This is a genomic window from Paucisalibacillus globulus (assembly GCF_900184735.1).
Classification (GTDB): domain Bacteria; phylum Bacillota; class Bacilli; order Bacillales; family Amphibacillaceae; genus Ornithinibacillus; species Ornithinibacillus globulus_B.
Genome location: NZ_LT855399.1, coordinates 50,147 through 72,582, shown reverse-complemented (window position 1 = coordinate 72,582; position 22,436 = coordinate 50,147). Strand labels below are relative to the sequence as shown.

At 38.3% G+C, this 22,436-nt stretch carries 18 protein-coding genes and 1 riboswitch; of the genes, 3 read left to right on the top strand and 15 right to left on the bottom strand.

All coding sequences use genetic code 11. From position 1 onward, the window contains the following. The first annotated feature begins 415 nt into the window (after positions 1-415). Entirely contained in the window at positions 416-982 is a 567-nt protein-coding gene (locus BN999_RS16945) for a DUF6434 domain-containing protein (RefSeq protein WP_096273361.1), read from the top strand. A gap of 187 nt (positions 983-1,169) precedes the next feature. Continuing rightward, entirely contained in the window at positions 1,170-2,972 is a 1,803-nt protein-coding gene (locus BN999_RS16940) for a cation:proton antiporter (protein WP_255247512.1), read from the top strand. Positions 2,973-3,031: 59 nt separating this feature from the next. On the opposite strand, the gene BN999_RS16935 is transcribed toward BN999_RS16940, so the two are convergent. From BN999_RS16935 to BN999_RS16905, 7 genes are all read right to left on the bottom strand, one after another. Further along, positions 3,032-3,235, bottom strand: a complete 204-nt coding sequence (locus BN999_RS16935) for a hypothetical protein (protein ID WP_096273359.1) — start codon at positions 3,233-3,235, stop codon at positions 3,032-3,034. A 28-nt stretch (positions 3,236-3,263) separates the two neighbouring features. Then, positions 3,264-3,413, bottom strand: coding sequence for a small acid-soluble spore protein O (gene sspO, locus BN999_RS16930; protein ID WP_042149740.1), 150 nt, complete (start codon positions 3,411-3,413; stop codon positions 3,264-3,266). Between the two features lie 147 nt (positions 3,414-3,560). Next, positions 3,561-5,741 carry a YhgE/Pip domain-containing protein gene (locus BN999_RS16925; RefSeq protein ID WP_306419018.1) on the bottom strand — a complete coding sequence of 727 codons (2,181 nt, stop codon included), beginning with the start codon at positions 5,739-5,741 and terminating at the stop codon, positions 3,561-3,563. Positions 5,742-6,020: 279 nt separating this feature from the next. Beyond that, positions 6,021-7,745: a sulfate adenylyltransferase gene (locus tag BN999_RS16920; protein ID WP_096273355.1), complete on the bottom strand. Its 1,725-nt coding sequence runs from the start codon at positions 7,743-7,745 to the stop codon at positions 6,021-6,023. A gap of 138 nt (positions 7,746-7,883) precedes the next feature. Then, positions 7,884-9,413: a solute symporter family protein gene (locus BN999_RS16915; RefSeq protein ID WP_096273353.1), complete on the bottom strand. Its 1,530-nt coding sequence runs from the start codon at positions 9,411-9,413 to the stop codon at positions 7,884-7,886. After that, a complete protein-coding gene (locus BN999_RS16910) occupies positions 9,413-9,757 on the bottom strand; it encodes a DUF485 domain-containing protein (protein ID WP_096273352.1) in 345 nt (114 codons plus the stop codon). The genes BN999_RS16915 and BN999_RS16910 overlap by 1 nt, the downstream gene beginning before the upstream one ends. A 175-nt stretch (positions 9,758-9,932) precedes the next feature. Then, positions 9,933-10,322 (bottom strand): hypothetical protein, encoded by a 390-nt coding sequence (locus BN999_RS16905; protein ID WP_141249086.1) that lies wholly within the window; start codon positions 10,320-10,322, stop codon positions 9,933-9,935. 439 nt (positions 10,323-10,761) lie between these two features. On the opposite strand from BN999_RS16905, the gene BN999_RS16900 reads away from it, so the two are divergent. Further along, on the top strand, positions 10,762-14,448 hold the full coding sequence (locus tag BN999_RS16900) for a S8 family serine peptidase (RefSeq protein WP_096273348.1): 3,687 nt from the start codon (positions 10,762-10,764) through the stop codon (positions 14,446-14,448). Between the two features lie 10 nt (positions 14,449-14,458). Here the strand turns inward: BN999_RS16900 and BN999_RS20770 are convergent, their stop codons facing one another. The 8 genes from BN999_RS20770 to BN999_RS16865 all read right to left on the bottom strand — a co-directional run bounded on the left by BN999_RS20770 (position 14,459) and on the right by BN999_RS16865 (position 22,149). Then, positions 14,459-14,635 carry a hypothetical protein gene (locus BN999_RS20770; protein WP_176482017.1) on the bottom strand — a complete coding sequence of 59 codons (177 nt, stop codon included), beginning with the start codon at positions 14,633-14,635 and terminating at the stop codon, positions 14,459-14,461. Between the two features lie 55 nt (positions 14,636-14,690). Then, entirely contained in the window at positions 14,691-15,356 is a 666-nt protein-coding gene (locus BN999_RS16895; protein WP_096273346.1) for a hypothetical protein, read from the bottom strand. 16 nt (positions 15,357-15,372) lie between these two features. Further along, positions 15,373-16,125, bottom strand: coding sequence for a LytR/AlgR family response regulator transcription factor (locus tag BN999_RS16890; RefSeq protein ID WP_096273344.1), 753 nt, complete (start codon positions 16,123-16,125; stop codon positions 15,373-15,375). Next, on the bottom strand, positions 16,122-17,891 hold the full coding sequence (locus tag BN999_RS16885; protein WP_096273342.1) for a LytS/YhcK type 5TM receptor domain-containing protein: 1,770 nt from the start codon (positions 17,889-17,891) through the stop codon (positions 16,122-16,124). The genes BN999_RS16890 and BN999_RS16885 overlap by 4 nt, the downstream gene beginning before the upstream one ends. Beyond that, entirely contained in the window at positions 17,888-19,432 is a 1,545-nt protein-coding gene (locus BN999_RS16880; RefSeq protein WP_096273340.1) for a solute symporter family protein, read from the bottom strand. The genes BN999_RS16885 and BN999_RS16880 overlap by 4 nt, the downstream gene beginning before the upstream one ends. Continuing rightward, positions 19,429-19,704, bottom strand: a complete 276-nt coding sequence (locus BN999_RS16875; protein WP_096273338.1) for a DUF485 domain-containing protein — start codon at positions 19,702-19,704, stop codon at positions 19,429-19,431. Before BN999_RS16875 ends, BN999_RS16880 begins: the two co-directional genes overlap by 4 nt. A gap of 963 nt (positions 19,705-20,667) precedes the next feature. Next, the gene (locus BN999_RS16870; RefSeq protein ID WP_096273336.1) at positions 20,668-21,039 is read right to left on the bottom strand and encodes a gamma-glutamylcyclotransferase family protein; all 372 of its coding nucleotides are present in this window, start codon (positions 21,037-21,039) and stop codon (positions 20,668-20,670) included. Positions 21,040-21,051: 12 nt separating this feature from the next. Further along, a complete protein-coding gene (locus BN999_RS16865; protein ID WP_096273334.1) occupies positions 21,052-22,149 on the bottom strand; it encodes a DUF4097 family beta strand repeat-containing protein in 1,098 nt (365 codons plus the stop codon). 167 nt (positions 22,150-22,316) lie between these two features. Then, positions 22,317-22,421, top strand: a riboswitch (SAM riboswitch). The last annotated feature ends 15 nt before the right edge of the window (positions 22,422-22,436 follow it).

Below are 22,436 nucleotides of genomic sequence, written 5' to 3'. Positions count from 1 at the left end.
AATCGAACAAATATTCTATTTTGTGTATAAAAACTATCCAAATTATGCTAAACTAGCACTAACAACTACATAGTATAGTGGTCGGTAGCCATCTCCTTTTTGAAGGGAGGTGGTATAGATGACGACATATGCAGTACTCGAGTTTACTAGTTCAATTTAGTATCTCTTTAACAGCAGGAATAACATTAACAGAGACTATTGTCGTCTATCTAAATAAAAAGAAGTAACCGCCCCTTTGACTAGGTAAGTACGGCTACTTCTTTTTGAAATTCACATCAAAACCGGTCAACCGCTCTTTATGCGGTGAGTAGTTGTGGTACTTAGTAGTTCCAGCTACTAAGTGCCTTTTTCTTATTATCAGTATAGTGTGTTATTTTTATACTGTCAAGAAGCCATTGAATGGAGGGGAAATAGGTTGAGACCTAAGTTGACGAAGAATATTAACTTGCAAAGTTTTAAAGATTATTATTGGTTGAAAGAAGAGTTGCAATCCTTTTGTAGGGAAAACGGGATCAGTACATCAGGCTCCAAAATTGAACTTACCAACAGAGTAGAACTTTTTCTTCACACTGGTGAAATTACGAAACCTATCAGAAAATCAACAACACCTATGAAAACTACGCCACAAGCAGAATTGACACTTGATACAGTCATTACCGAAAACCATCGATGTAGTCAAGTTGTAAGAGCATTTTTCAAGACAATAATTCCAACATTTCACTTCTCTACTTTTATCCAGAACTATCTCAAAAATAATGTAGGAAAAACGTATCGTGACGTGGTGAATGCATGGTATGAGGAAGAAGAGAGGAAAAAAGATCCTTCTTATACAAAAGAGATTGCACCTCAATTTGAATACAATCGGTTCATTCGAGACTATTTCGCCGATCCTAGCAATAAAGGTAAAAGTCGTAATGAAGCAATTAGCGCTTGGAATGAAATAAAAAAACTCCCTGGTAGTAATCAATACATACCTAGTTAGGATGAGAAAGTTCGCTTGGACAAAGCGAACATCTTATTTTCGAATATTATAGCTATCTACTAGGAATAGGAAATAGATAAAGAAACAAACCCATATCGTCTATAAGGCTTTTCTTCTAAACATAATTATAAAATCCTAGTAAACAATATAACGTACAGTACTTTTAATCCATACTACATAATGGCAGGTGATTGTTATTCACGAAGAATTTGCATTAATTAGCATTGTTATCGTTATTTCCCTAGGAATATTTTCACAGTGGTTGGCATGGAGAATTCAGTGGCCTTCTATTGTTATCATGTCCGTATCAGGGTTATTAATCGGCCCGGTATTCGGATTAATTAATCCGCAGGCTGCACTTGGGGATCTCTACAGTCCCATTATCTCACTTGCTGTTGCATTAATTCTATTTGAAGGTAGCACAAGTTTAGATGTTCGAGAGCTAAAGGGAATATCGAAATCAGTATACCGGATAGTTACCATTGGCACGTTTATTGCTTGGATTGCTGGATCCCTAGCTGCTCACTTTATTGCGGGACTTAGCTTGGAAATATCTTTTATCATTGGTGGGTTATTTGTTGTAACAGGACCTACCGTCATCATTCCTTTATTAAGACAAGCAAAATTGACGTCAAGGGTTTCTTCGGTGTTGAAATGGGAAGGTATTATCGTCGACCCTATAGGACCATTGCTTGCTCTTTTCGCTTATGAAATTATCAAAATCACTTCTGTGGAATCATTTAGTTTAAAAGATTTTATCCCCTTCTTTGGTGATGCATTATTAGCGGTTATCGTCGGTTTTGTCATTGGGCTGCTAGTAAGTTTTCTTGCTGAGAAAGGATGGTTCCCTGAATATCTGAAATCTCCTATAACCTTTTGTTTCGTGTTGATTTGTTTTTCTATTGGAGAAGCGATCATGCATGAAACTGGAATGTTAGCCGTAACTGTTATGGGTCTAACATTAGCAAGAACAAAGAAATATGTTCAATCAATAAGTGGGATTACTCATTTCATGGAGAATATTTCCGTGATGTTGACGTCTACAGTCTTTATTTTACTCACAGCATCTCTCACCAGAGATACCATATTAGAAATCTTTACTTGGCCAATTCTAGCCTTTGTACTAGCGATGTTGTTTGTCGTTCGTCCTTTGTCCATTTGGATTTCCACAATTGGTACAGAAATGACATTTAAGGAAAAAGCACTTGTTGGGTGGATTGCACCAAGAGGAATCGTCGCGCTTACGGTATCTGGTTACTTCGCAGGAATCCTGTTGGAGGATGGGTATCCAAATGCATCCCTTTTAACATCACTAACCTTAGCATTAGTATTTATAACCGTTTGTGCACACGGGTTTTCTATTGGTCCAATCGCAATCAAACTAGGTTTAGCCAATACCGAATCAACGGGTATTATAATGGTTGGTGCGAGTAGTTTTTCAATAGCATTTGCCACTCATTTAAAAGAATTGGGTACACCAGTCCTAATAACAGACACTTCTAACTCGCGATTACATCAAGCAAGAAGATTAGGAATCTCGACCTACCATGGGGAGATTTTATCCGAGCAGAGTGAATTTGAAATCGACATGACTCCATACGATATGCTCTTGGCACTTACCGGGGATTCCGCTTATAATGCCCTAGTATGTCAGTCACACATTCCGGAGTTTGGGTATCAAAACATCTTCTCCCTATCCAATAACGCACAGAAAACAAAGGATAATGAAATCCCACATTCCCTGAAAGCCAACCTGCTATTTGGCCCAGAAGATACATTTATGGAATTAAATAAAAAAGTCAACATTGGTTATAAACTAATAAATATTACAATAGAAGAGAAAAAGACAGTCTCAAAAGAAGAACTGTCATTAAATGGTTCACCATTATGTATTAAAAAGAAAAATGGCAACATTAATTTTGTTACCTTTAAAGATAAGTTGAACTTGGATGTTGGTGATCAATTAGTTGCTTTAGTGCCGGAGGGGTAGTCAGTTAAAATTACAAGTGGACAGGTATAAAAATCCTGTCCACTTTTTTATTATCAACTTTATTCCTCTACAGGATTACCCCGCATCATCTTCTCAAACTTCTTCATCTGCTTATCCTGAATTTCAGTGAGCGTACTAAACTCCGTATCACGACGTTTCCCATATTTCATCCCGATTTGGGTACCTATAGAATCGTTGATAATACTTTCCTTTTTACCATCCGGATGTGGAGTGGTTTCTGTTCCTGTGTCTCTTTCTGGCATCACATGAACTCCTTACCAGCGAAATAACTTACTGACGCTTTTTGGTTTTCTTATTGTTGTACTTTTCATTTGGTGTCAGTGGCTCATTCGCAAATTCATGGTCAAATTGTTTCGAAAGCTTTTTTCGTACCGCTTGTTCATCACTGAATCCACCGCTACTAAGCTTCTTTTTTCCCATTAAGAACACCTCCACACCTATAGTGTTCTTCATTTGGGGTAAAATATGTTAGCTTCTATTTATTGGATATGGTGATGGCTTCGAGCGGGTGCATGGTACAGGCCAGACACATGGCCAGTAACTTTCACCCCAAAGTAACAATATCCTCTAATGAAACAATCCTGTTTCCTTCGCCTTTTCCTTCAGTTTATGGGTCTGTTTATTAATCACTTCTTTTAATCCTCCACCCAGAATAAGAGCTAGCAGGCCGAATATTCCTAGGAAAAGTAAATCATGAAAGGCCTTGTCCCATATAATTCCACCAACCGCTTCCCGCATAAGGGAAATAGCATACGTAAACGGTAATAATGGACTGATGAATTGAAAAAATTCAGGGAGCAAGACAACTGGGTATGTTCCTCCCGATCCGGCAATTTGCAGAACCAATAACACAATTGCTAATGCTTTTCCAACGTCACCAAATACGGAAACTAGTGTATATACAATTATCATGAAAATGGCACTACATATCATACCAAATAATACAAACCATACTGGCTCTCGAACTTCCACATGAAAGAGTATCATATCTCCTAATGTTACAATAATAGTTTGTAAAAATCCGATTGTTAAGAAGGTCATCATTCTTCCAGCATACACATGTCTACTAGTAAAATTCTGACGAGCTTGGTGAACATCTGTTGATAATAATGAAATTAATAATAAAGCTCCAACCCAAATAGCAAGTACTGTATAAAATGGTGTCATCCCTGTACCATAATTTGCAATGGAGAATACCTTATTTTCATTTAATAATACTGGTTCTTCAAAAAATCCTTTCTCAGCTTCTGGATCATTTCGAAGTAAGTTAATTAATTCATTAATATCCACTTCCCCTTGAATTTCTCTTATCCGGTTTGCAAGTTCATTCACTTTTTCGTTAATATAAGGAAACTCATTGGAGGCTTCATCTAGGACATCTTCACCATTAGCAAGTTTGTCTTGGGTTCTGTTTAGCATTCCTGATACTTCCGGAATCGCGGTCTGAACCTTTTCTAGCACTTCTTTAGCTCTTGAGACAGACTCTTTTGCACTGATTACTTTCTCTTTTACATTGGGTTTAATTACTTCTTGATAGTCTTTCGCAAAATTATCTAGCTGCGTTTTTAGCGTGGATGTGTTTTCCTTTAGATTAGGAAGTAATTTTTCCAATTCTGCAGCCTGATCTGTTATCTTGTTAACCTGCTCATTTACATTTGTTAAATTATCATTTATTGTTTGAATTTCTTGTATTGCTTGATCTAATGTATCATTCGTTTCATTCGAATTATCTTCTGTATTTTTTAGTTCATTTAGTGCTTCTTCCATATTATTTAGGGAATCCTGTGAATTCGTAATCTGTCCCGATATCTTGTCCGAATTCTCCTCAGATAGATTGCCCTCTAATTGTTGAACAAAGTCATTGGTTTCCGTTACTATTGTTTGCATTCTAGCAATATCTTCATCAATTTTCGGTTCAATTTCATCCAATCTTTGCTCCGTTTGGTTCAACAGATCGTTCGCATTCCCAACTATACTTATTCCCTTGGCTGCCGCATCTTCCGCTTCTGGGATAAAGTCTTGAGCTTGTCGAATCATTTCGTCTGCACGATTGGCATCATTAATTGTCTCATTGAGCATACGATGAATTTCCGGAAGTTTCTCCTCTAAGGTAAACAGGTAGTCTTCGAATTTCTTTATGTCAGGTAAGTTTTCTCCAAGTTCAATCCCTATTTCATTAAATTTCTCAAAAATAACACCATTTACTGTAACAGTAAACTTACGAGTTACCTGATCCACTATTACACTTGCGCCCTTATCGGTTATCTTTGGTGCAATTGCATTTATTTTTTCATTTACATAATACTCTACTTTGGCTTTCTCTGGGTTGTCGGTGATGACCGTTCCTAGGCTTTCAGAAAAGTTCTTTGGAATAACAATAACCGCATAATAATCCCCATATTCCAACCGTTCCATCGCTTCATTTCTATTAACAAATTGCCATCCCATCGATTTGTTATCCTTTAAGGTTTCAATTAGTTCATCACCAACATGGATTTCCTGTTCCCTAACAATCGCGCCCTCATCCTCATTAACAATTCCGATTGGGATTTGCTCCGTCTGAGAATATGGATCCCAAGAAGCAGCAATATTAAACCATGCGTATAGGGAAGGTAGTAAAATTAATCCACCTATTAATATCAAAGCTACCCAGTTTGTTCCAATGTTTTTGATATCACGTAAAAAAATGTTGAAGCTTACTTTCATCTGTATCATTCCCATTATTGTTATATTTCTTATAGTATCCAAAAAGGAGTATATCACCAATTGTTTAACCCTGTCTTTAAAAAGCTTCCCCTTAAAAAGACTTAAAACCAAAGTGGGGCTATTTTGCAAGGTTGATATAATCTTCTATAGAAATGATAATTCAAGGAAATCATAGCCTCTTTAATTAACGTCTCAACGTGTAAAATTCGTCATATACCCAGTTTAAAAGTGCCAAAGCCACCACCATCAAAATCGTACCAAACAAAAAGGGCAACTACGCTTGATACTGCGAGTTACCCTACCTAAGATTAACTTTTGCTTTTATTCTTCATCCCCACCACGATAACGCTTATACGGCAGTGGGTTCCAGGTACGATATTGTATATCATCCTTATGCAAAGGTGCAGGAATATCCTCTAAAATTCGCTTTGCAACTTCTAATTCCCTCTCTGCCTCCGATTTATCTTGGTACATAAACTCATCAGAAGCTTTCTCTAGAGCCTTGTCAACCTTCTCCTCTAAATTATCGACAACCATTTCTTGCTGGCGGCGAATCGCATCACGAGCCTCCGCTACCCAATCTGGTTGCACATTTCGCAAGTTATCGGTCACATAACTAAACTCATCAAAGATTCCTTTATAAATACGGTCTGCATTTTCGCGAACATCATTCACAACTGCTTCTAGATCTTCAATCGTTAATTGTTCCGCATCAAGAGCATTTCGACGTTTTGGTCCTCCAATACGAGTATTTTCTAGATAATAAGGAAAAATACTCTTAATGGTTTTACCAACTGGATTAATCGCTAGCCCATTTTCATCGATTCCTTTAGGCTGAATCCCCTGCATAGCTATACGTGCAGACTCTGGACGAACAATTTCTTTTGGCGGTAAAACGCCATAGCGAAGTAATTCACGGATACCAGTTCCAGAAATATTGATGCGATATTTCTTATCATGAGGACAGGTTTGCTCTGTTGCCGGGTTATCACAGCGTGTGCAATAGAAGACCTCATGGAATAATCGAATATCAATTCCTAGCTCATCAGGTGTAAACTCGTCAAAAATAGTGTGACTTGCATATTTATCATAATAATCACCAATACCAGCATGGTCTCGGCCAATTAATGCATGTGTACATCCATAGTTTTTCATAATTAATGCATGGAGAACGGCCTCTCGTGGTCCGGCAAATATATAGGTCACACGTAATGGTGCAAGCATGGTTCGTTCCTTTGGATAATACTCTTCCAGTACAGCACGATACGATAACATCCGGAATTCATGCCTAGTATATTCCCTTTTGGCCATTTCTACTAACGGCTGCACAAATAAGCCATCCATTTCTTCCAGTGCGTTGCGGTGAATGTATTCATGGCCGCGGTGTAATGGATTGGCACCAGTAATGAAGCCACCAACGGAATTCATTTTTTTGTCTTCATAAAATAGCTTCCATGTATCTTTCGGCTCCATTCGAATACTTTCAAATGGACCCCAATGCACGCGACGAACTAGTGTAATCGGTCCAGCTAATGCCGTATCACCCATCCGGCGATAAATCGCGTCAACACCTGGATGATTACGATCTTTCGTTCCAAATACATGCTCGGCACGGAAATCACGATCATAATGGAAGATGTCTTCCAGTTTCATAATTGCAACCGGCTCTTTTGTCTCATCTGCTAATGCAATTTCATCTCCAACTGATAAACCTTTAATAATCTGTTGATTTCGCTCACCAATTGGTGCGAAACTAAGTGGTACTGGCCAAACAACCCCACTTGTTAAGCGTCCTTCTGTTAGGACAGACTTATAATCTGCTTCATTCATAAATCCTTCGTTTGGAGATAATACACCTGTCGCAATCATTTCAAGCGTAATGACTGCTTCTAAGTCAACCATAATCATTGGTAATTGTTTCGCACGTTCTAGCTCTTCTTCTCGTTCTTTCCCTCTAAGTACTCGGTCCACCAATTTACCACCATGAGGTTGTTGTGGATAACTCGCAAATTTTTCTTCGGTAAACACTAAAGTATCCTGACTCATAAATATCCTCCTCATTTTCCCAGTTACTACTACTATATTTTGAAAAACAAGCTAACATAACTACTATTCCTAAAACGGGCCGGGGAGACAGGTTCCCAGGCCCAAATGAGCCGAGGAACCCGTCCCCATGGTCCCGCATCAACCTCGATAACCAGTATTCGCTCTAACCTTAACCTCCGCATATTTCTTAAAGTCATATTCCTTAGAAAATATAGTCCCGAAATATCCACCTAAGAATCCAAGTGGCACACTGACAAGTGCCGGATTATCTAATGGGAAGATTGGATTTCCAACAAATAAAGCTGCTCCTTCTACCGGAGAGAAAACACTTGGACTCATGGATACAAGAATTAATGCAGATCCTAATCCTGACAGTAATGCCCAAATGGCACCAGAAGTGTTAAAGCGTTTCCAATAAACGGTGTAAAGAATAACCGGTAAATTCGCACTTGCTGCGATACAGAATGCTAGTGAAACGAGGAATGCTACGTTTAGGTATTGCGCTCCTAAAGATAATAGGATGGATAACACCGAAACTCCTAGTGCTGCATAACGAGCAGCTAGCATTTGCTCACGCTCACTTGCTTTTCCTTTTTTAATAATTTCTCCATATATATCATGTGCAAATGCAGATGCACCGGATAATACAAGACCTGCCACAACCGCGAGTATAGTCGCGAATGCTACTGCTGAAATAAAGGCAAATAATATATTTCCACCAATGGCTTCAGCAAGTAATGGTGCTGCCATGTTTCCACCTGGATTAGCTGCTAAGATTTCACTTTGGCCAACATAGATTGCTGCTCCAAAACCTAGGAATAGCGTGAGGATATAAAAGATCCCAATGGTCCATGTTGCCGTAATAACAGAACTCCTAGCTGTCTTCGCATCCTTAACCGTAAAGAAACGCATCAGAATATGTGGTAATCCAGCAGTACCAAGGACTAACGCCAACATCAAGGAAATGGTACCTAATGGGTCATCATACTTAATTCCAGGGTTTAAGTAATCTGCACCATGACTTGTTGCCGTTTTTACTTCAGAAAACATTGCCCCAATATTGAAGTTAAACTTCATGAGTACAATAAAGGAAATAATCACCATACCAGCCATCAACAGAACTGCTTTAGTTATCTGTACCCAGCTTGTTGCAATCATCCCACCGAATAAAACGTAAATCGTCATCATGACTCCAACGATTAAAACAGCAATCCAGTATGGAATATCAAATAAAAGTTGAATAAGTGCACCAGCACCAACTAATTGTGCAATCATGTAAAAAAGTACAATAGTAATAGTACTAAGTGCTGCCGCTCCCCTTACTCTCTTTGCATTAAATCGGGAGTTAATCATATCTGCAAGGGTGTATTTCCCAAGGTTACGAAGTGGTTCTGCAACCAGAAGCAACACCACTAAGTACGCAATTAAAAATCCTATACTATAGAAAAACCCATCAAAACCATTTAGCGCAATCGCCCCTGCAATCCCCAAGAAGGATGCTGCGGATAAATAATCACCAGCAATCGCGAGTCCATTTTGCCATCCAGTAAGTCCCCCACCAGCCGTATAGAAATCACCTGTAGACTTAGTACGTTTAGCCGCATAATACGTAATGACAAGGGTTAGCAATACGATTGCAAGAAATAGAACAATAACAACCGGATCCATTAGGCATTACCTCCTTTTTCAATCTGCTCATTTACAATTTGATCAGCATCTTTATCGAAGGTATTAGCCTTTTTCACATAGATCGAACAAATAACCCAGGTCATCACAAATTGTGCAACTGCAAATACCCAAGCCCAAGTAATGTCACCAAAGACTGGTGTGTTCAGAAACGTTCCATAGGATGTTGAGATGGGTAATAAAAAGTAAAATACCAAGAAGAAAATGGTCATCGGTACAATAAACTTCTTTTTGTTCTCCATTAATTTCTTAAACTGCGGACTACTCTCCACTCGTTCAAAATCAACTCGATTGTCCTTTTCACTCGAAAGCTTTGGTTGAGCCATAAATCCATCCCCCTAATATCCAAAAATTAAACCTAATTTGTAAGCGCTTACTAATTAGTATAATAATTTTGGACATTCATAATATTGATTCAGGGTAAACGGTTGGATTTTATGTTTGAATGGTTTTGTTTGGCGAGTGAATGGTTAAATATCTTTTTATAGCTTTGTACTTTCTTTAATGGTCCTCAAATGGACCACTCTTTTCGGACTGTAACAATCCACCAATACCAGAAAGAATGATAAAAGAGTACCCTATAGCCGTAACGTATGTACCTATTCCATATCTTACAAAAGGATCAGAAACTAGCGCTTTTGGTGGATAGACAATTACGATCGTTATTATGCCAGACAAAATAAACAAAACGGAACTGAGCTTCACTCTCTTCCTAACGAAGAAAAAACAGCAGACATTACTGATTAACAATGCGAAAACAATCATGCCACCCCAAGTTCCAATGCCTAAGAAAGGCATAAAAATCGTATCAATCCAAGGTAGCAGGATTCCAATACATGTAATGATGGTGCCTACTAGGAAGATGATTGAAAAAATCTTGTTTTTAAACAAAAGTCCCTCCTCCCCATTAAAAATAATAATTATTACACTTTTCATAATTTTAACATAGCTATTTGTACAAAACTATCCTCTTTTATAAATCCCACTTAACTATATGACACGATTTAATTTTACAATTAGATTAAATGTTCTCAATAAAGAATACTTTCTATTGAATTTTCTTAATATTATTGTATAATTCAATTAAATGAAATAATTTTCATTTCATTTTTTTACTTATTTTGTTCTTTATAAAGAACAAAATGTTAGAGTGAAAAATCTGTACCTATCAAAATAAACGGAAGGGGGATGATTCCAGCACATCGAATCTATTAATCAAGGATGATTATTCATTTATTGGGATTAATAGATTTTCATACTTAAGTAGTAAAAAGTATTTATTTCCGTTACTTTGTCATGACACGGAAAAGAGGAGAAGGGAGAAATTTAATTGAAGAAAAGAAAGCTTACAAAACTACTTAGTAGTTTCCTAGCCTTTATGATGGTGCTTTCGCTTGTATTGCCTGTATCTGCTACAGAAGCGAATGGTCCTCAATCATTAAACGATTTGCAAAATAGTGACTCCATGGTAGAAAAGGCACAAGCAATTTCTGAGCAACTAGCTACATCAAAGGGGAAGTCAAAGTTACACAAGGATTTAAGCGGGTTATCTGGCGATGAAATGGTTCCCGTTATTGTCCATCTTTCAGAGAAACCTGTAGCTTTGGAACAAGGGATTGCCGATTTAAAAGGGAAATCCTTATCAAGTTCTAAAGCAAATGAAATTCGTGAAAAAATTAATATACAACATGGCCGTGTACTTAGTGAAATGAATGCTAAAAATATCCTATTCAATAAAGGATTTGAATACGATACAGTACTTAACGGGTTTTCTGCTGAAGTAAAAGCGGACGACCTTTACAAACTATTAAGTATTAAGGGCGTAACTCTAGTAGAACCAGACACAATTGTTTATGCAGAAGATGTTCGCAAATCTAGAGACGTGTCTAATAAGAAGCCAGTAGATTTGGATTCTAAGCTTGAAAAAGATGCAGAATTTGGTATTCAAATGAATACTAGTATCGATCACTTAGGAATTGAACCTATTTGGGAAGCAGGCTATAAAGGTGCTGGAATCAAGGTAGCAGTACTTGATACTGGTATTGATCCTGACCACCCTGAATTCCAAGGAATTTATAAAGGTGGAAAGAACTTTATACAAAGTAGTTCAGATTATAATCGTGAACGTGCAGATGATGATGCTCGTGAAACATCTCCAGCAGAGCGACCTGCACATATGCCAGAAGTAAATGCAAGCGGACGTACATTCTGGACAGATCACGGAACGCACGTAGCGGGAACAATTGCTGCAATTGGTGCGAATGAATATGGTATTAAAGGGATTGCTCCAGAGATTGATTTATATGCATATCGTGTGCTAGGTGCGTATGGTAGTGGTTCTACAGCTGGTATTATAGCAGCAGTAGAAGAAGCTGTTATTCAAGATATGGATGTTATTAACCTATCACTTGGTGGGGGAAGTAACTCTGAGAATGATAGTTTAGCTTATGCGATTAATAATGCGATGATGGCTGGGGTAACTTCTGTTCTTTCTTCCGGTAACTCTGGACCTAATCGTGGTTCCTTAACAACACCTGCAACGTCTCGTTTAGGGATTACTGTAGGTAATACAACAAATCCAGAAACACAACATAGTGCCGAAGTAACTGTCTCTGTTCCTAGTAATGATTACGGTTACTCTAAAGAATTAAAATTTATGGGAACAACTTTCGGTCAGGATTTAGCTACACAACTTGACGGAGAGTATGAGCTTGTTGCGGTTCCTGGAGTTGGAAGTGTGAATGACTATGAAGGAATAGATGTTGAAGGAAAAGTTGCATTAATCTCTCGTGGAGAACTTGCCTTTGTGGATAAAATTGCAAACGCAAAAGCGAATGGTGCCATTGCAACTATTATCCATAACTTCTCCGGAGGAACAAATGCACCAGATGTTTCAGATATCTTCCTTGGTGATTCATTTGCTTTTATACCGACAATTGATATGTCTGTAACAGACGGTGAGGCAATTCGCAGTGCACTTGAAGTAGGACCAGGGACTGTCTCATTCGCAGAATTTAGTTCTACACAATCTGAAGGTGATGAGATCAATGATTCGAGCTCACGTGGACCTTCTACACCAAACTTTGATATTAAACCAGATGTATTAGCACCTGGAACCAATATCATGTCTTCCATACCGGCTTACAAATGGGATTTCCCAGATGCAAGCTATGCAGAGTCATATGACCGTTTTACTGGAACATCTATGTCAGCACCACATATTACCGGAATCTCTGCCCTAATCTTACAAGCAAACCCAGAATGGGGCCCATTTGATGTAAAAGTAGCGCTATCTAATACTGCAAAATTACTTGATAAGGATCAATATGATGTCTTTGATCAAGGTGCAGGTCGTGTAGATGCTTATGCTGCTGCATTCCCAAGTGTACTTGCTTATGCTGAGGATGAAGCAATACTTGATGCAAGTGGTGAATGGGTACAGCATGATAAAGGTACCGTTACATTCGGTCCACAGGATCTAAGCGAAGAGATTTCTGTCTCGAAATTTATTCGTGTGAAAGATCTAAAAGGATTAGGTGGAGAGTTCGAAGTAGATGTAGAAGTCACAAAGCCATTTAATGATGCCTATCTGTCTACTATACAGTCCTTCACATTAGAACCAAATGGAGAAGAATTAATTGAAGTAAAATTATTAGTTGGAGGACAAGAAACCCAAAGAGGTGACGAGTTCTTAGGATATATCCATATCAATGGAGGAGAAAATCAAATATCTCTACCATTTGCTGCTGATTTTAGTCCTGAGGAAGAGGTAGTTTACGAAATAAGAGATATGAGTATCTCTGAAACTGATTTATCCTTCAATGGTGATGGAGTAAATGATGTAGCAAGACTTGATTTCACAATTACAGGGGATGTTTTAACAAACTACCTTGAAATTTGGGATTTCGCTAATCCAAATGGTGGATACTATGGTGATGGTTACATTGGATACCTACACGCTGGGAATTCCTTAGGTGCTGGATCTTACTATCTAAATATTACTGGGGATTATACACCTTGGGCTCCACCACAAGAATTAACAACAATTCCAGATGGAGTATATTCAATTGACTATACTGCTCTGACACCACCTGGTGACGTTATTAGTGAATGGGTTGGCCCAATATTTGTAAAGTCTACTAATCCTGAAATTTCTGGAAGTGTTGATGGCGACAAACTTTCAGGTAATGTTGACGACCAGTATATGGAATTTAACGATGTTTTAGTAGATTATGGTTGGGATTTTGACTTAAATGATAAGTTAAATGCATCTTATGTAGTCACAAGCAATGGTGAAGCTGGAGATGAAGTTCCTCTTACACTAAACCAAGATGGTTCATTCGAAATTGATGTTCCTGAAGGTGCTGAAATGGTTACTGTTACTGTAGAGGATGCTGCTGGTAATAGAGGCGAAGCAGAGTTTGAAATTGAACAAGGTGAAGACCCAGAACCAGTTGTAAGTCTAGAAGTTAATCCAGATGCTGTTGACCTTGAAGTAGGAGAAACAGCTTCAGTAGTAGTAACAGAAACTACTACAGTTGGTGACGAGTCTACAGAAGAAGATGTAACAGCTCTAGCTGAGTACACAGTTGCAGACGAATCCGTAGCAACTGTAGAAGCAGGCGTCATTACCGCAGTTGGTTCTGGTGAAACAACAGTTACCATAACTTACGGTGATAATTCTGTAACGGTGGATGTGACTGTATCGGAAGAAGATGGCACAGAACCTGAAGTTGTGTCACTTGAAGCTGATCCAGAGATCATGATGGTAACCGCAGGCGATACCGGCAATGTTACCATCAATGCAATAACATCAAATGGCGATGAAATCGATGTAACTGCATCAGCAACTTACGAAGTAGCAAACGAAAACATCGCATCCGTTGATACAGGCATTATCACAGGAAAAAATCCTGGTATTACTGTAGTAACAGCCACGTATGGTGGAAAATCTGTAGATATCTACGTTGCAGTAGCAAGTAATGAAAGCGTTAGACCACCTAGACCAATCAGATAATGGTCGCATGTTACTCCAAAATGGGAAGAAGTTCTACCCAAACGGGTACAAGCTCCCCAGCAAAGGGCATAAGTTTCACCCAAATGGTCACAAGCTCCCCAGCAAAGGGAACAAGCTTCACCCAAACGGTCACAAGCTCCCCAGTAAAGGTCGTAACCTTATAAAAAAAGGAAGAGTCAGCAAGCATTCACTGCTGGCTCTTCCCTTTTCACAACTTAATCGTACATGTAATCAATGTAGCCCTACCTCACCGCCGACATATACCTATTATACAAACCCGAAGCTTCACCCAAACACGCCAAATACAATTTCCGAATCCCATCATCCGGACATAATTTCAAATAACTTTCATTTTCCAATATCCCTATCAAAGGCTTCATTTCTACATAATAATCATAACTTTCATCTCGTTTTAAGAGTTCCAAATACCCCTTTAATATTCTCAAATAAGAATCATTTAATAATCGGAACTCACATTTTAATAACTCCTTACTATAAAAACTACTAATCTCCCCTACCATAAATTTTGCAAGGTACTTCTCCTCATCCCCTAAGTACACATTGCTAGCTTGTGAGTAATAGAGATTCTTTCCATCCGGATGTAACTTTCTATAGATACTAAATCTATGCCAATTCAACACCTCATCATAACGTGAACCTAGAGCATTATATAAATTCGATATGAAGTCAAATTTGCCACGTAATATCTCCTTTAGGATAGCCATATTCTTTTCCCGATCTTCAAAACGAGTAATTGAAGCCCAACCAATATAATTATTGTCTATCGTTCCAACAATACATACTTCTCGCTCATGACTGACGTAAATATTAATCGATATCTCTTTCTCGCTAATGTCATAATTAGGGTTAATACAATTAGACTTATCAACTAAGTTAAACTTTTTCAATAATAGACCTCCCTCGTTACACCTGAAATGTCTTCAATATCGTTTTACTAGCTGACCGGCTAACTGGAATAACTGTCTTTTCCTTATTTTTCATGGTTAAATTACTTGTACCATTAAACCACGGCGTAATTTCTAAAATATGATTTAAATTTACTAAATAACTTCTGTGTGCTCGGAAGAACATATGACCCGAGAGCTTATCCTCTAGCTCTTGTAACGTCATCCTACTCATAATGACTTTATCCTCTGTATGTATTTCTAATAATCGATTATTCGGGACAGCATAATATATAGAATCAGGCGATAGGACAACCATTCGATCTCCATCATCTACTAAGAGCTTGGCTGTAGTTGGCGTCTCTTGCTCTTTCTTAATATCTTGTGATATTTCCTTGTTCATAAAACTTTTCCGGATTCGTGTCATCGCCTTCTTAAACCGCACTTCATCATAGGGCTTCAATAAATAATCCACTGCCTCAATCTCGAAAGCATCCAGTGCATATTCATCATAGGCCGTTGTAAACACAAACATAGGCGCATTACCATCTGATTGCTCCGTAATATACCTTGCTGCCTCCATCCCCGTAAATCCTGGCATTTCCACATCTAGAAAAATTAAGTCAGGCTGATGCTCAGAATATAATTGAATTAATTGTTCTCCATTTTCCGCATGAGGTGTCAATATTATATCCTTCTCATCTCGTAATAAATAGAGTAATTCCCTTCTTGCCATCATTTCATCTTCTGCTATCATCGTTCGGATATTCATCCCATCACCAGACCTTCTACTTTTTCAATCGAAATTGGAATCGAGAAGCTAACTTCACTACCGCCACTAGGTATATTGCGTATATGTAAACGAGCAGACTCCCCAATTAGTTGAATTAACCGCTGATTAACATTATAAATACCAGTCCCACCACTTTGATCCCCTACTAAAGGCTTATGACTAACAATGGGTAAAATATGCTTGGGAAACCCAATACCATTGTCGCAAATCGTTATGAATAACTCGCCTTCAAATTTTTCCATGCTAATCTCCACCTTAGCATGGTCGGCAACATTTTTCAGTCCGTGTTGCACAGCGTTTTCAACCAAGGGCTGGATGGTAGACGGTGGAATATAGATATTAGAAACATCCTCCGGTACGTGAAAGTCAATTTGTAGTCTGTTGCGGAACCGCTCCTGAATAATCGTCGTATATGCCAGTACATGTTCACATTCTTTCTCAAGCTCCACAAGGGACTTTGACACTAACCTTAAATTAAATCGCATATAACTAGCCAACTGCAAGGTCAGGTGACGTGCTAATTTTGGATCTTCCCGGAAAAGTGATGCAATCAGCTGAAGCGTATTAAATAAGAAATGCGGATTAATCTGCGCTTGAAGATTACGTAGTTCCGCATCACGAATATTGGCTTTTAATTTTTCCGTTGTCAGAACCGTTAATTGATTAGAAATATATTGTCCGAACCCCTCTGCCATCATCAACTCAACCGGTGAGATATGCTGAGATTTACGGAAATAAAAGGTGATTAAATAGGAAACATCCTCCGCTTCTGTAACCGGAATCATGATACCAGCCTCTAAGGGACATCTCTCATGTTCGCAAGGAATATCCGACTTTGCGTAACTGACTTGTATTTTCTTCGATTCAATCGCCTTTAGGGCAAGCGGCGAAATAACACGGTCGCCTTTTCTATGATGCTTATCCCCTAATCCTTTATGTGCTAATACTTCCTGTTTATTCGTAACCGAGACAGCAGCAAGTTTCAACCGTTCATAAAGTAAATCAGCAAGTCCATCTGCCACATCAATCGTCGAGTCTTTTTTCAAGAAAGGTAAAGCTTCCTCTGCAATCTTCAGAGCCTGTCTTGTCGCTAGTGCAGCCTCATTTTCCTGTTCCTTCATCACAACCCCAATCATCGTGGTAAAGATAGCAATTGCGAGACTATTCGAAAGCACAAGCGGCAATCCAATTTGATCCACAATGTCTACCATCCCTTCCCCATCCGTATAGAGAATAAGAAAGAGTTGCATTTGCAAAATCGGCGGAAAAACCCCAATAAATAATGCCTTCAATGGAGATATAACCCGCTCATTGGAAAAGAATCTTGCCGTCATTCCAGCTAATAACCCAGTCAATGGATTAACAAGGCCATTAGCTAACCAACCAACTCCACCCAGAAACATTAGATGGATTCCAGCAATCAGCCCTGCGCCAAGACCCACAATGGGACCACCAAGCAAACCAGCAATTACAATTGCTACAAGACTTAAGCTAACAATTAATTGACTATCTTCAACAGGAAAAATAACAAATGCACGAAGTATTTCCGCTTCTTCCGTAATAATAATTCCAGTTACCGTACTGGCAATCCCAAAGATTCCAAATACAACAGCATGAACTAAAGACATTCTCCAACTAAACTCCCGATACAGAAGCGACTTGAACCCAGGTGTTCTTGTCAACACAAAGGCAATCACAAGAAGCAAGCCCAATCGTTCAAATAACATGATGGTTAAATCTCTCATGCGCCCTCTCTCCTTGAATCAATCCCTGTTTGTGACCGGATATAAAATCGACTAAACTCTTCTATTGGTTGAGCTTGTTTTGACGAAAATAACGTTCCTAGAATTGCTCCCAGAAATCCAATTGGAATCGCAATAATACCTGGGTTATGTAACGAAATCACTGCTTCTCTTGCTATCCAACCACTGTCCGGATTCATAATATGTGGCCCCAACATTACCAATACTAAGGAGGCAACAAGTCCACTGACCATACCTGCTATTGCTCCGACTTGGGTAAAGCGCTTCCAATAAATCGTTAAAAGTAATACTGGAAAATTACTAGCAGCCGCCACGATAAATGTCATGGAAACTAAAAAAGTCACATTAATGGTCTCTAGTCGCAAGGCAAATAAGGTAGAAATCAACCCTATTCCTAAAGCAGTCCAACGCGCTGCTTTCAATTGCTCCTTTTCCGTTGACTTCCCTTTTTTAATAATATGATGGTAAATATCATGCGAAAATGCAGTTGTTGCAGATATGACCAGTCCCGCTACCACGGCAACAATCGTCGTAAAGGCAATTGCCGAGACAAAAGCCAACAGGAAATCTCCCCCAACTTCTCTAGCAAGTAGTGGTGCCGCTAGATTACCAGTTGGATCTGTTGCTGTCAGAGATTGATAACCTAATAATGCTACTGTTCCAAACCCTAGCACTAATGTCATGACATAAAAAACGCCAATAATCCAAGTTGAACTAATTAATGAACGCCTAACTTCCAACGTATTTCGAACAGTAAAAAGTCGTATTAAGATATGAGGCAAACCAGCTGTCCCAAGTACTAACGCAAGCTGTAGTGAGAAGAACTCCAGTGGGTTTCCGAATAAATGTCCAGGAAGGAAAAAGTCCTCTCCTAACGGTGTCCCTTCTTTTACCTTGTCAATTAGAGCGGACACATTCCAATCGAAATTAGAAAAAACGATTAACGAAAGTAAAAATGTTCCCGACATCAGCACAACGGTTTTGACAATTTGCACCCAAGAAGTCGCAACCATTCCACCGAACACAACATAGATTGTCATCAATCCCCCAATAACTAAAACAGAAATGGAGTAATCAATATCAAGTAATAGTCGTAACAAATAGCCGGATGCTACTAGCTGGGGAATCATATAAAGAATAGAAATAGTAAAAGCACCAAAAGCCATTATCCAGCGCATCTTATTACTCGGGAAACGGGAACAAATGACATCACCAAGTGAGTATTTCCCTAAGCGATGGACAGGCTCTGCCACTAGAAACAACACCACCAAATAAGAAACTAAAAATCCAATAGAATAAAGAAACCCATCATAACCATTAATCGAAATCATCCCAACAATTCCAAGAAAAGAGGCCGCACTAATAAAATCACCAGCAATGGCCATTCCGTTCTGAAAACCTGTCAAACTACCAGCTGCCGTGTAAAAGCGATTTGTTGTATTACTACGTTTAGCTGCCCAATAGGTAATAATCAACGTACAGACTATGATACAAATGAAAAATAAAAAATACGTTAGATTCACGACTGCCCCTCCCGCATTATCGCATCAACCTGCTGGTCAAATTTTTTAGCCTTCATATGATATACCCATCCGACCACCCAAGTCATCGGGATTTGCAAGAAACCATAAGCCCATGCCCAGGTCACTCCAGGGATAAAGCTTGTCTTGTTCATGGCATTAGGAATAAAGATTAGCGACAAAGGAAGCATAAAATAAAACAATAATACTAATATAATAGCTGGTACCAGTAATCGCCTTTTCGATCGAATCAAGTGCAATACACGTTCATCCATCTCTATTCTCCCAACTAGAATTGATTTATTTAAAAAATCCATTAATTATATTAATTCTAAAATATCGAATATAAGTTTGAATGTAAAGGTATTTTAGTAAGATGGGTATAAGGTCCTCGTTGGTGTTGTGTTGGCGGTGTTATTCTTTATTTAATCGGGATTTTGGGATGATGTGTGAGTGGTTAATACTTATCAGTTTAATCCTAGATTTGGATTGAAATGATGTATGAGGGCTTGTTACACATCATTTCAATGTCTTTTTTTGTTTGAGATGATGTATGAGGGTTTGCTATACATCATTTCAAACCGTTTTATTAATTGAAATGAAGAATGTGAGACTTCTATACTTTAGTTCGACCTAAGTTTTTGTTTAAAATGAAGAATGAGAAGCTTCTATGCTTCATTTCGACCTAAGTTTTTGTTTAAAATGAAGAATAAGAAGCTTCTATGCTTCATTTCGATCTGAGTTTTTGTTTGAAATGAAGAATAAGATGCATCTATACTTTAGTTCGACCTGAGTTTTTGTTTGAAATGAAGAATATGAAGCTTCTATACTTTAGTTCGACCTGAATTTTTGTTTGAAATGAAGAATAAGATGCTTCTATACTTTAGTTCGACCTGAATTTTTCTTTAAAATGAAGAATAAGATGCTTCTATACTTCAGTTCGACCTGAGTTTTTGTTTGAAATGAAGAATAAGATGCTTCTATACTTCAATTCGACCTGAGTTTTTGTTTGAAATGAAGAATAAGATGCTTCTATACTTCAATTCGACCTGAGTTTTTGTTTGAAATGAAGAAAGACCAGTTGCCATACTTCAGTGTGACTCAAGAATAAGATTGAAACGAAGAATGAGAGGCCACAATACATCAATTCTACCAAGAATTAGCATTTAATTGATCTATAAAAGTCCGCAATACAAAAACAGGACATGTTCTCCCAGAACATGCCCACTAACACTCTATCATTTTACTCGCCAATCCCCACTAACGATCCTTTCATTTAATAGATTCTCACTAGCAGCTACATACACAAAAGCTGTAGTAGTCCCTGCCCCTGTTTCAACTGATTGAATCACACGCTCATATAGATTATCACTTGCACCATCTGTATATCCTTCTAACCGGTCTAACTCTATTAATTCATCATCTGATACTTGGTATAGTTCTCCATACACTCGGGCTTCGTTTGAAAGTTTAATAGCCGGATAACCGTATCCAGTATCATATAGTTCGCCTAGGGTCGTACAATGTTCTGCAATACAGGTCGCATTTTTCAATAAAAAGTCATTTCGTTCCCCTTTTAACAAGGTGCCATAAACAAAGACGTTATGCATGCTTTTCATCTCCTAGCCCTGCACGTTTTCTACTTCTTGCATTAATACTTTTACATCACCAGATTTAGAGTTAATGCGAATAGCATTTTCCCCTTCTCCAGTAACACCTATTAACCTAGAAGAATCGTTCTGAACTTGTAGTGGAAGATTCGTTGATATTTCTTCTGAATCGCTCGTGATATCAACTGTAGCATTTAATCCTATTTCATGATCTAATTTAACCGTGATATCTCCACTGTTTGCTTCTAGATTAACTATACACTCTTCCCTAACATCGAGTTTTAAATCACCGGCTCCAATGGAACCATTTAAGCTCCCTGAGAATTCTTTAATGTTCATGTCACCCGTTTTAGTGTTTATCGTTAACATTTCCGCTTGAACATGATTAGCTTTAACAACACCAGTACGAGATACGACGGTTCCTTTTACGATATTAATTTTTTTCAAATCTACGTCACCTGAAGCTATCTTAACCTCAAGGTCTTCTCCTTGTAGGTCAGCAATTAGAATATCACCAGAACTCATCTCTGTCTTAACATTACTAACAGCAAGTTTTCGTAACACCATATCTCCAGAAGATGAGTTTACATAAAGCGTGTCTGACTTCATATTTTTAGCCTTAACATCGCCTGATGCACATCGAAGATTAAGTTGTCCAGCTTCCATATCCGACAAATTAATATCACCAGAACCGACATTAACCGTAAGCTGATCCATGATAACCTTTGAAAATCTAACATCACCAGATCCTGTTCGCACGTCCCACTTCTCCGCTACTGCAGTTGGTACGACGAGTTGCATTTTTGTTGATGGAAAAAGACCGAAAAATGTCTGTTGTTGATTTGGTTTAAAAGCTGTTATTTCCAATACATGATTTTCTAAATTCAGCTTCATTTCTGGTCCATCTTTATAGGTTTTCAATACAATATCAATATGAGGTTGATCATGACTAGTAACTTCAACATTAATACTTGATGTAATGATATGTATTTCCTTTAAACTAGCATAATCGATTCGTTCCTTTTGAATGACTTCTTCTTTGACAATAGAACGCTTCGCATTTCTGATAACTCGATTAACTACTGTTTCAACTGTCTTCTCTATTCTCATCCAATTCAACTCCGATCTTTATTTTGTTATTACCTACTAGTTTACGAGAAATAAAAAGGGAAACAAGTATCTCTAGGTGTAATTGTTCTCCGCCTAGAGACGGATAAACTAAAGCAAAAACCTAACACTCCAACCCAGAATCATGATATGATATGGATAATTCAATATGGTTATCAAGAGTGAATGAGAGCACTGGCTCTATGACTTCACAGCAACCTGCTCAAGATGAGTAAGGTGCTCCAACCAGCAAAGCTTGCTTTGAATGATAACGAACGGTGCTATAAGCT